The following is a 10,874-nucleotide window of genomic DNA, read 5'->3' as shown; positions in this document are numbered from 1 at the left end:
ACCCTGTTCTCCCTCCCCCACATAGGGGGTAGCATAAAACAAAAATAGAATTTATTTGGAGATAGCCTGATGGGTAAAATCATTGGTATTGACTTAGGTACTACTAACTCTTGTGTTGCTGTTTTAGATGGCGACAAACCTCGCGTTATTGAAAACGCTGAAGGTGAACGTACAACTGCATCGGTAATTGCATATACAGATGGTGAGACGCTAGTAGGTCAGCCTGCAAAACGTCAAGCGGTAACAAACCCAACCAATACGCTATTTGCAATTAAGCGTTTGATCGGTCGTCGTTTTGAAGACGAAGAAGTTCAACGTGATATTGAAATCATGCCTTACAAAATCGTGAAGGCTGATAATGGCGATGCTTGGGTTGAAGCAAGAGGCCAAAAAATGGCCGCTCCTCAAGTTTCAGCTGAAGTTCTGAAGAAAATGAAGAAAACAGCTGAAGATTTTCTTGGTGAGCCAGTTACTGGTGCCGTTATTACGGTTCCTGCATACTTTAACGATGCACAACGTCAAGCAACGAAAGATGCAGGTCGTATTGCAGGCCTTGAAGTAAAACGTATCATCAACGAACCAACAGCGGCTGCACTTGCTTATGGTTTGGACAAACAAGGTGGCGATCGCGTTATCGCGGTATACGACCTTGGTGGTGGTACATTTGATATTTCAATCATCGAGATCGATGAAGTTGAAGGCGAGAAAACATTCGAAGTTCTAGCAACTAACGGTGACACACACCTTGGTGGTGAAGACTTTGATAACCGCATGATCAACTATCTCGTTGATGAGTTTAAAAAAGAGCAAGGCATCAACCTAAAAACTGATCCACTTGCGATGCAGCGTCTAAAAGAAGCCGCAGAAAAAGCGAAGATTGAGTTGTCATCAGCGCAACAAACAGATGTGAACTTGCCTTACATCACCGCTGATGCTGCTGGTCCTAAGCACATGAACGTGAAAGTGACACGTGCGAAACTAGAATCTCTAGTGGAAGACCTTGTTCAGCGTTCGCTTGAGCCACTAAAAGTGGCGCTGGCTGATGCAGACTTGTCTGTCGGCGACATCACTGACGTTATCCTAGTGGGTGGTCAGACTCGTATGCCTATGGTTCAGAAGAAAGTGGCTGAATTCTTTGGCAAAGAAGCGCGTAAAGATGTTAACCCAGATGAAGCGGTTGCTGTTGGTGCGGCCATTCAAGGTGGTGTGCTTGCGGGTGAAGTAAAAGACGTACTGCTACTTGACGTAACGCCTCTGTCTCTCGGTATCGAGACAATGGGTGGCGTGATGACTAAGCTGGTTGAGAAAAACACAACGATTCCAACTAAAGCGAATCAAGTATTCTCTACCGCTGAAGACAACCAAAATGCAGTAACGATCCATGTTCTACAAGGTGAGCGTAAGCAAGCCATGTACAACAAATCGCTAGGTCAATTTAACCTAGAAGGTATTCAAGCTGCACCACGTGGCATGCCACAAATTGAAGTTGTGTTTGACTTGGATGCGGATGGTATCTTGCACGTGTCTGCGAAAGATAAACAAACAGGCAAAGAGCAGAAGATCACTATCCAAGCGTCTGGCGGTTTGAGCGATGCTGAAATCGAGAAAATGGTCCAAGAAGCTGAAGCAAACAAAGAAGCGGACAAAAAGTTCGAAGAGTTAGCGACAGCACGTAACCAAGCGGACCAAATGATTCACGGTACTCGTAAGCAAATTGAAGAAGCGGGTGATGCTCTTCCTGCTGACGATAAAGTGAAGATTGAAGCGGCCATTACTGAGCTTGAAGAAGCGAAGAAAGGTGAAGACAAAGAAGCGATCGACGCTAAAGTTCAAGCGCTTATGGCTGCTGCTCAAAAACTGATGGAGATCGCTCAGCAAAAAGCTCAAGCACAACAAGCGGGTGAAGGCCAACAACAGTCTGCAGAAGACGATGTCGTTGACGCTGAGTTTGAAGAAGTCAAAGAAGACAAAAAGTAATTGATTGATTTCCCTCCTTTTCAACGGGGAGGGCTAGGGTTGGGTGGCTCGCGAGTTTAACCCACCCTAACTTCTCTAAGAGAAGAATGAAATCAACGGTATGATGCGGGCGTTTGGGGTAACTCTTACGCCCGTATGTCTGTAATTAATGAAAACTCATTGGTGTCCATCTAACTAACAGTGTCTTTTTAGTTTGAATTCACTAGAATCTAGAGCCATTAGTTAGGTCGATATAAACACCAAGCGGCAGCGTGTCGTTTGCGGTAACAAATTGGTGACGAAGAAGATGTCAAAACGTGATTTTTACGAAGTATTAGGCGTAGGCCGAGATGCCTCTGAGCGCGATATTAAAAAGGCGTACAAGCGCCTAGCAATGAAGTTTCACCCTGATAGAAACCAAGGGGATGACAGCGCTTCGGACAAGTTTAAAGAAGTAAAAGAAGCGTATGAAATTTTAACTGATTCGCAAAAGAAAGCGGCTTATGATCAGTACGGTCATGCTGCTTTTGAACAAGGCGGAATGGGCGGTGGCGGCTTTGGTGGCGGCAGTGCTGATTTTGGCGATATCTTCGGTGATGTTTTTGGTGACATTTTCGGTGGTGGTCGTCGGGGCGGTGGTCAAGCGCGTGCACAACGTGGTGCTGACTTGCGTTACAACATGGAACTGTCTTTAGAAGAGGCCGTTCGTGGTTGTTCGAAAGAGATTGAAGTGCCAACACTGGTCCATTGTGATTCTTGTGAAGGTACTGGCGCGAAGAAAGGCTCGTCTGCGCAAACGTGTGGAACCTGTCATGGTCACGGTCAAGTACAGATGCGGCAAGGATTTTTTGCTGTACAGCAAACCTGCCCGACTTGCCATGGTAAAGGTAAGATCATTAAAGACCCATGTAACGTGTGCCATGGACAGGGGCGTAAGCAAAAAACCAAAACGCTTAATGTTAAAATTCCAGCCGGTGTGGATACGGGCGATCGCATTCGTTTATCTGGCGAAGGTGAAGCAGGAGAAATGGGCGCTCCAGCGGGGGATTTGTACGTACAAGTTCACGTCAAAGAGCACCACATTTTTGAACGCGATGGCAACAACTTATACTGTGAAGTCCCTGTAAGTTTTGCTATGGCGGCACTTGGCGGTGAAGTTGAAGTTCCAACACTCGATGGTCGTGTAAACTTGAAAGTGCCAGAAGAGACGCAAACAGGGCGCATGTTCCGTATGCGTGGTAAAGGTGTGAAAGGCGTACGCGGTGGGGCGATCGGTGATTTGGTTGTCAAACTCGTGGTTGAAACACCTGTGAAACTGAGCGCGCGTCAAAAAGAACTATTACGTGAATTTGAAGAAACTTGCGGTGGTGAAGCGGCAAATAAGCATAAGCCTAAATCAGAAGGTTTCTTTAATGGCGTGAAAAAGTTCTTCGATGATTTAACCAGCTAATTCACTGTTGAATTATTATCTATCCAATAAGGCCTGCAATGCAGGCCTTATTCGTTCCTGATACAGGATGACTTTGTCCTCCCCTCACAAACTGAACCTTTGTGGTGTTCTATTTCCAGCATGCGCTTGGTGCGGATTCGTTGGTTGATTTCAATGTCATGACCTTATCGCTGGTAAGGCACTCATCCTTGTCTTGGCCTCTGGTGCTCTGCGCCGTCGCGGTGATGGTGTAGCTACTGGTTGCGGAGCTGGCGACTGAAAACTGATAGCGTTCAGCATCGCTTTCACAGATGACGCAATTTCCCCCTGAAATGATCCCGCTCCAGTCATAACCCTTATCGTAGTGATGCTCCAGTTCCAGTTGAATTCTCCCCATATCGGCGAGTGCGGTGGTTCGGTGTCCTTTTAAAACGTGTTTGGTATAACTTGGATAAGCGATTGCAGACAGTACGCCAATAATCACAACCGCAATCAATAATTCGATCAATGTCATCCCGAACGACCGCCGGTTGTGGTTGTTGCATTTAGAATTTCGAATCATCACGTGGAGTTCCTTGTTGATTTACCCGCTATTTTTATTAGGTGATAGCATTCGCGCAAGGTGAATTTTGTTTCATATTTTAATTACATAGGAATTTGGGAAATGGCTCGCGGGTTTACTTTACTTGAGCTGCTTATCACGGTTTCCGTTTTGTCTATTTTACTCACGATAGCGGCTCCCAATTTCAAACAAGTCAGTGATACGCAAAAGATGCAACGTTTAGCGGGTGAGATTAATGGCTTGATGATGAGCGCCCGTTCGGAAGCAGTAATGAGAAAGCAGCCGCTATGGGCGCATATTGTCATGTCGGGTTCGGTTAATAGCCAAGGTGAATGGCAAATCGTGCTGACTAATTCAGGAACCTATCCCGGGGGGCAAGTGATTTCATCGCTATCGGGGCAACCTTATCGCAATATTGAATTGGGGGTGAATTACCCGTCAAATCAGATCCATTTTGAAGCCATTAATGGCCGAGCTGTAAATGGGAGCCTTGATTTTTCAACACACCAAGGTGCACTCAAATTCACGACCTATAGACCTTCAGGACGAATGCGCCTATGTGGTAATGGAGGAGACTATTTTGGTTTTAAGCAGTGCAGCTAACATACCGAGAGCAAAAAAGCATACCTATAAAGCTCATATCGCTGAAACCAAGCAGATGGGGGCAACGTTAATTGAGTTCATGGTGGCATCCATGCTTGGCTTGATTGCGATAGCCATTATTGGCTCTGTATTCATCACTGGGCAGAAGGTAGCGACCGAAAGAGGCAAGGAGCTACTGCTACTGCAACAAGTGACGGGCGCGCTGCAATACCTCAAACAAGATATTCAACGTGCAGGTTATGACGGCGGTCATGGTAACTCACTCACGTTATTGGATAGCGATGATATCGTTTTTGTTTCGGCCGACCAATCAACGCTTGCGTATGCCTACCTTGATGATACGGGGGCAACGAAACAGATCAGAAATGTTGGGTTTGTCATGACTTCTGGCGCGTTAGGTGTCTGTGACAGGCCGACGTCTGTGATTTCAGGGGCCAAAACCGTTTCCCAAGCGACGGCTGGTTGCTCTGCTATTTTTGATACTAACCAGATTAATGTGACTCATTTTCAAGCCCAGCGAGCATCATTAGCGGCGAATGGTGTGAGCTCAGCCTACATGACGATCTCTATGGCAGCAGAGTTGGTGGGGGATAGCCGTGTATCAACATCATTTGGAGTGGCAATAAAACAAAGGAATTGGCAGTAATGAAGCAAGCTCAGCAAGGCGCTGTAACGTTATTGATCACCACGCTTTTGTTGGTGCTCGCTTTAGTGGTGGCATTAGGCTCCTACCGTTCGCTCTTTTTTCAGATCAAACGAGCACAAAATGAGGTGCAAGCGAGGCAACAGCATTGGCGAGCAGAAGGCGGGCTTGAGTGTGCCTTTGCGACGTTTAAGGAAGGCTCTATAAGTTTATCCAGCGCCCTACACCACGTTATTAATGGCTGTAATGCTGATGTTCTGGTCACCCAAAGAAGCGCTAATGAGTATTTAGTCACAGCCAGTAAGGGGTATGCTCAATTAAACAAAATGGTTTTGACCTCTGGTCTCGGTTTGGGAGCGACGATTAAAACGAGTGCTTCAATTGAGTTGACTGGTTCTATGCACTTTGTCCCATTGGCGAAGGGTGACATCAATGACAGTGTCTGTACCTCTATTATTTCTGGTGGTTCAGTTTCTTACATTGCAAGTACAACTGGGACGGATGAGCATTTTCTTACCGTTGATAAATCACACTCGTCACACGCATCAGGACCACTAGGCGCACCAAGTTTTACTTGTAAGTCGACTCACAAGTCTAACTTATATGATCCCTCTAAAGCACCAGTTTATGCGGGCAGTGGTTCAGTAAAAGGGCAAGATATTTTGGAAAATGTCCCCAATATTTCGGTGTTTCAAGATATATTCTCCAAGCCTTTAAATGATAGCAATATTCAATCTCTAAAGGCTGAGATAAAAAGAGATACCAAGGGAATAGTAATCGACGGTAGCACAACAAATTATACACCTGGCGGTTGGGTTTACGAATGCGGTAAGAAAATAGACTTAGCTTACAAGCAGGGGAAACGACGTTTTTGGATCGAGGGAAATTGTGCCATTTCTGGCAACGTGTTCGGCACAGCGACGCAGTCTGTGGATAATTCTAACCAATTGTTAATCTTCAATGGTGTACTTTATACCCAGAGTATGAGCTATTTTGACGGCCTGATTTATCAATATGCTCCATCTAGTCTAGATGTGGGAACAGTTTGGACAGATTTATTTACTTCAACGGCTAATATAGGTGTGCTTCCAACCAGTTTCCAAAAACATGATGTTGAAGCTGGCAAATTGGATAACTTTACCTTTCTTCTTGACGGCTCGATGAAACTTGATGGCGGTTTGGGGATGGATGCGCCAGGAAGAACAATTCGTTTAAGTGGCTCGCTTATTCCTTCATACAATGGAGAAAAAACGCAAAAATATATATTTGTGTTGGAATGGCAAAAAGGTTCATGGAATGATCTCTAAACAGCAAGGATTTAGCCTAATAGAAGTAATGATATCGTTTGTTCTAATTGGTGTTGGGGCACTGGGTTTGGTCAAATTACAAGTGTTGGTTGAGCAAAAGGCGGATTTTGCCGTTCATAGTATCGAAGCACTACATTTGGCCGAACAAAAGTTGGAATGGTTTCGTAGCCGTGGCGCTTCTGCCGCGATTTCTACTCTCACGCCAGCGAATTTTGATAGTGATATTGTTAACGGACAAGATAACTCACATCCCTTTTATACACTCAGTTGGTCAGTACCAACGGTCTCTTTATCGGGCTCACTGAAAACCATTTATATCGAGTCCTATTGGCATGATCGTCAGGGAAATAAGCAGTCGGTTGAGCTGAAAACCATGATTTCGCAGTTCAGTGAGTTTGATTAGCGTCTCGATGCTTATACAAAAATGAAATATTTGATTTTGCAAATTGGTTACTGATTTGTGGGAAAAAAGAGCATAAAAATGTGTTTGGATTGTTGTGGTGGAATGCCATTTTTGCAAAATATGTCCCCGTTTTTGTAAAAAACTGTAGAAGCTTGTGCTTTGGTTGAGGCTTTTTTATAGAATAACCGACGATTAATAGGTCGGCTAAATAAATTGATATAGGCCTACAGCAGCAACATCACATATGGAGTTACGAATGAGTAACCAAGTCGTAAAACAAGCACCATTTCCGAAGCCGAGCGGTATGGATCGCTTTTTAAATTTTATTGAACGTGCAGGAAATAAAATTCCTGACCCTGCGATTTTGTTCTTCTGGGCATTGATTATTGTTTGGGTTTCATCGGCACTGTTATCGAATGTGACATTTGATTTGACCAACCCTCGAACGGGTGAAGCACTGCAAGTTAATAACCTACTGACAGGTAAAGCGCTCGCGAGTTTTCTAGCCAATATGGTGACCACATTCACCAGCTTTGCGCCGCTAGGTATCGTGCTGGTTGCCATGCTCGGTGTGGGAGTGGCTGATTCTTCAGGGTTTATCACTACAGGCCTTAAGAAAATGCTAAATTTCACGCCAGCGAAACTACTAACACCGATGCTGATTTTGGTGGCGATAGTGTCGCATACGGCTGCTGATGCTGGTTATGTATTGGTGATTCCTCTGGGTGGGATTATTTTCCATGCGGCAGGGCGTCATCCACTGGCCGGTATTGCAGCCGCATTTGCTGGTGTTTCTGGTGGCTTTTCAGCGAACTTTATCCCTTCTGGTATTGATCCTTTGCTCGCTGGTTTTACACAAACCGCCGCACAAATTTTGGATCCTCAATACATAGTGAATCCGCTGGCGAACATTTTCTTCACGGGTTTATCTTCGGTGATCATCGTTGCGATTGGTTGGTATGTGACTGAGAAAATTATTGAACCTCGTCTAGCGAATATGCCTGTCGATGAAGATGCGGAAATAGCGCCTGATCTAGGAACATTCAGCGCAACGGAATCGAGAGCATTTCGTTTTGCTGGCTGGGCAATGGTGGTAGGTATTGCATTACTAGTAGCGGCTTTGATCCCAGAAAACTCAGCACTGCGTTCGCCTGATGGTGAGCTAACGGCCTTTTCTGCGCCAGTGATGAAGTCGATCGTTCCTTTGATTTTTATCTTGTTTATTATTCCGGGAATTGTGTATGGCCGAGTGGCTGGCACCTTTAAAAACAGTAATGACGTGATAAAAGCGATGTCTGGCACCATGGCTACGATGGGCGCATACATAGTGATGTCGTTCTTCTGTGCTCAGTTCCTATCAGCGTTTGGTCAGTCTAATATTGGTACTATGTTGGCATTGTATGGCGCTGAAGGCTTAAAAGCGATGGACTTACCCGGCCAAGCAACGATTGTGGGGATGATTTTACTCACGGCTAGCGTTAATTTGCTGGTAGGTTCGGCCTCGGCAAAATGGGCATTGATTGGTCCAATTCTGGTACCTATGCTGATGGCGGTAGGGATTTCTCCTGAGCTATCGCAAGCGGCTTACCGGGTGGGCGATTCGGTTTCTAACATTATCTCTCCACTGATGGTCTTCTTCCCATTAGTCGTGGTGTATTGCCAACGTTATGTAAAATCGACGGGCATTGGCACCTTGGCTTCAATGATGATGCCTTTCTCCATTGCGATGCTGATTGGTTGGACGCTGTTCCTGCTCGCTTACTGGGCTTTTGGTATTCCGCTAGGGGTGCAAGCGCCTTACACATACAGCTTGTAGCGTTAACGTTATTTATCGAGTCTGAATTAAAAGCCCGCGAGTGTATCGCGGGCTTTTTCAATCTTATTTGTACAGATGTTGCGCGTGAAATGTTAAGTGATCATCAATGAAACTTTGAATGAAAAAATAACTGTGATCATAACCTTTATGCATTCTTAACGAGAGTGGGCTATTGCTCGCTTGTGCAGCGGCGAGTAAGCGTTCAGGTTTAAGCTGTTCGTGTAAAAACGGGTCTTCCTCTCCTTGGTCAACCAAAATGGGTAAGGATGATGAGTGAGTGGTGAGCAATTCAACCGCATCGTATTGTTTCCAATCTTGCTGGTTATTACCAAGGTAGTGGCGAAAGGCTTTTTGCCCCCAAGGGCAGTGTATTGGGTTGCTTATCGGGCTAAAGGCTGAAATCGAGCGATAGCGTTGAGGGTTTTTCAATCCGATGGTTAACGCACCATGGCCACCCATACTGTGTCCTGCAATCGCTCGCTGTTGGTTTACGGGAAAATGTTGCTCTATTAAGGCTGGAAGTTCTTGCACAATGTAGCTGTACATTTGGTAGTGCTTATCCCAAGGCGCTTGAGTTGCGTTGAGGTAAAATCCTGCGCTAAGGCCAAAATCATACGCTCCTTGCGGGTCGTCAGGAACACCTTCACCTCTTGGGCTGGTATCGGCGGCAACAATCGCGATACCGAGCTTAGCCGCGCTTTGAAATGCGCCAGCTTTTTGCATGAAGTTTTCATCGCTGCATGTTAAGCCGGATAACCAATACAACACCGGAACCGATTGGTAGGCCGCTTGAGGTGGAAGATAAATAGCAAAACGCATACTGCACCCTAGTACTTGTGATGAGTGCGTGTACTGTTTATGCCAGCCTTCAAATACTTTGGCTTGGCTAATGTTTTCAATGTGCATAGCAAGTTTCCCCACCCAGCCCTTTAAGAAAAAAGGGCTGGCTATTAAGGCTTATTGGTCAAAATGAATCACAGAACGAATACTTTCGCCTTTATGCATTAAATCAAAGGCTTGGTTTATATCCTCTAAACCCATGGTATGGGTAATAAACTCTTGCAAACCAAATTCGCCTGCCAGATAGCGCTCGACAATGTGTGGCAGTTCCGAGCGGCCTTTTACGCCGCCAAATGCACTACCACGCCATACTCGGCCCGTCACTAATTGGAAAGGGCGAGTTGATATTTCTTGGCCCGCGCCAGCCACACCAATAATGACCGATTCTCCCCAGCCTTTATGGCAGCATTCTAACGCTTGGCGCATTACATTGACGTTACCGATGCACTCAAAAGAAAAATCAACACCGCCATCAGTCATCTCAATAATCACTTCTTGGATTGGTTTAGTCAGAGTTTTCGGGTTCAGGCAGTCCGTTGCACCAAGCTGAGTAGCAAGCTCAAACTTATTCTCATTGATATCAATGCCAATAATACGGCTGGCACCAGCCATTCTTGCGCCAATAATGGCGGAAAGCCCGATGCCGCCTAGGCCAAAGATGGCCACAGTATCACCTTGTTTAACTTTGGCCGTATTGAGCACCGCGCCCATGCCCGTTGTGACACCACAACCGAGCAAGCAGACCTCTTCTAATGGAGCCGCTTTATTGACCTTAGCCAAGGAAATTTCTGGCAACACGGTATACTCAGAAAAGGTGGAGCAACCCATATAATGGAAAATGGGTTGGCCGTCTTTATAGAAACGTGTAGTGCCATCCGGCATTAATCCTTTTCCTTGCGTTTCACGTACTGCTTGGCACAGGTTAGTTTTACCTGATTTACAGAATTTGCATTCACCACACTCTGCGGTGTACAAGGGAATGACATGATCTCCTACCTCGACGCTGGTTACCCCTTCACCAATCCTCTCAACGATACCGCCGCCTTCGTGGCCGAGGATAACCGGAAAAATCCCTTCAGGGTCTTCACCAGATAGCGTAAAGGCATCGGTATGACAAACGCCGCTCGCAATAATACGCACCAACACTTCGCCTTTTTGGGGCAACATAACGTCAACCTCCTCGACTTTTAGTGGTTGATTTGGCCCCCACGCAATCGCCGCGCGAGATTTAATGAATTGATGTGATGACATAAGATTTTCCTTTGCACGTTACTTGAAGTTTCAAGTGAGTTGGGGAGAGTGACAGTATATTCCC

General features: G+C 45.7%; 10 protein-coding genes. 7 read left to right on the top strand and 3 right to left on the bottom strand.

Annotated features, from left to right (window positions below):
• The first annotated feature begins 69 nt into the window (after positions 1 to 69).
• Positions 70 to 1,977 carry a molecular chaperone DnaK gene (gene dnaK, locus B9J87_RS01630; RefSeq protein ID WP_013857431.1) on the top strand — a complete coding sequence of 636 codons (1,908 nt, stop codon included), beginning with the start codon at positions 70 to 72 and terminating at the stop codon, positions 1,975 to 1,977.
• 286 nt (positions 1,978 to 2,263) lie between these two features.
• Positions 2,264 to 3,406: a molecular chaperone DnaJ gene (gene dnaJ / locus B9J87_RS01625; RefSeq protein ID WP_026027474.1), complete on the top strand. Its 1,143-nt coding sequence runs from the start codon at positions 2,264 to 2,266 to the stop codon at positions 3,404 to 3,406.
• A gap of 109 nt (positions 3,407 to 3,515) precedes the next feature.
• Here dnaJ and B9J87_RS01620 read toward each other — a convergent pair whose 3' ends face one another.
• The gene (locus B9J87_RS01620; protein WP_026028109.1) at positions 3,516 to 3,947 is read right to left on the bottom strand and encodes a type IV pilin protein; all 432 of its coding nucleotides are present in this window, start codon (positions 3,945 to 3,947) and stop codon (positions 3,516 to 3,518) included.
• Positions 3,948 to 4,049: 102 nt separating this feature from the next.
• On the opposite strand from B9J87_RS01620, the gene B9J87_RS01615 reads away from it, so the two are divergent.
• From B9J87_RS01615 to B9J87_RS01595, 5 genes are all read left to right on the top strand, one after another.
• Positions 4,050 to 4,550: a GspH/FimT family pseudopilin gene (locus B9J87_RS01615; RefSeq protein ID WP_017043370.1), complete on the top strand. Its 501-nt coding sequence runs from the start codon at positions 4,050 to 4,052 to the stop codon at positions 4,548 to 4,550.
• Positions 4,528 to 5,196 carry a PilW family protein gene (locus B9J87_RS01610; RefSeq protein WP_094128274.1) on the top strand — a complete coding sequence of 223 codons (669 nt, stop codon included), beginning with the start codon at positions 4,528 to 4,530 and terminating at the stop codon, positions 5,194 to 5,196. Before B9J87_RS01615 ends, B9J87_RS01610 begins: the two co-directional genes overlap by 23 nt.
• A complete protein-coding gene (locus B9J87_RS01605) occupies positions 5,196 to 6,500 on the top strand; it encodes a hypothetical protein (RefSeq protein WP_094149242.1) in 1,305 nt (434 codons plus the stop codon). Before B9J87_RS01610 ends, B9J87_RS01605 begins: the two co-directional genes overlap by 1 nt.
• Positions 6,490 to 6,903, top strand: a complete 414-nt coding sequence (locus B9J87_RS01600; protein WP_013857425.1) for a type IV pilus modification PilV family protein — start codon at positions 6,490 to 6,492, stop codon at positions 6,901 to 6,903. The genes B9J87_RS01605 and B9J87_RS01600 overlap by 11 nt, the downstream gene beginning before the upstream one ends.
• Positions 6,904 to 7,159: 256 nt before the next feature.
• Positions 7,160 to 8,719 (top strand): AbgT family transporter, encoded by a 1,560-nt coding sequence (locus B9J87_RS01595; RefSeq protein WP_017045592.1) that lies wholly within the window; start codon positions 7,160 to 7,162, stop codon positions 8,717 to 8,719.
• 63 nt (positions 8,720 to 8,782) lie between these two features.
• Here the strand turns inward: B9J87_RS01595 and fghA are convergent, their stop codons facing one another.
• Together fghA and B9J87_RS01585 are read right to left on the bottom strand one after the other, a co-directional pair.
• Positions 8,783 to 9,625, bottom strand: a complete 843-nt coding sequence (gene fghA / locus B9J87_RS01590) for an S-formylglutathione hydrolase (protein WP_094149241.1) — start codon at positions 9,623 to 9,625, stop codon at positions 8,783 to 8,785.
• A gap of 51 nt (positions 9,626 to 9,676) precedes the next feature.
• On the bottom strand, positions 9,677 to 10,810 hold the full coding sequence (locus tag B9J87_RS01585) for an S-(hydroxymethyl)glutathione dehydrogenase/class III alcohol dehydrogenase (RefSeq protein ID WP_013857421.1): 1,134 nt from the start codon (positions 10,808 to 10,810) through the stop codon (positions 9,677 to 9,679).
• Positions 10,811 to 10,874: the final 64 nt, after the last annotated feature.

This window comes from Vibrio sp. V19_P1S1T109 (assembly GCF_002241375.1).
Taxonomy (GTDB): domain Bacteria; phylum Pseudomonadota; class Gammaproteobacteria; order Enterobacterales; family Vibrionaceae; genus Vibrio; species Vibrio anguillarum.
The sequence above is the reverse complement of the archived record's forward strand: the minus strand, read 5'-3'. Positions and strand labels throughout refer to the sequence as shown.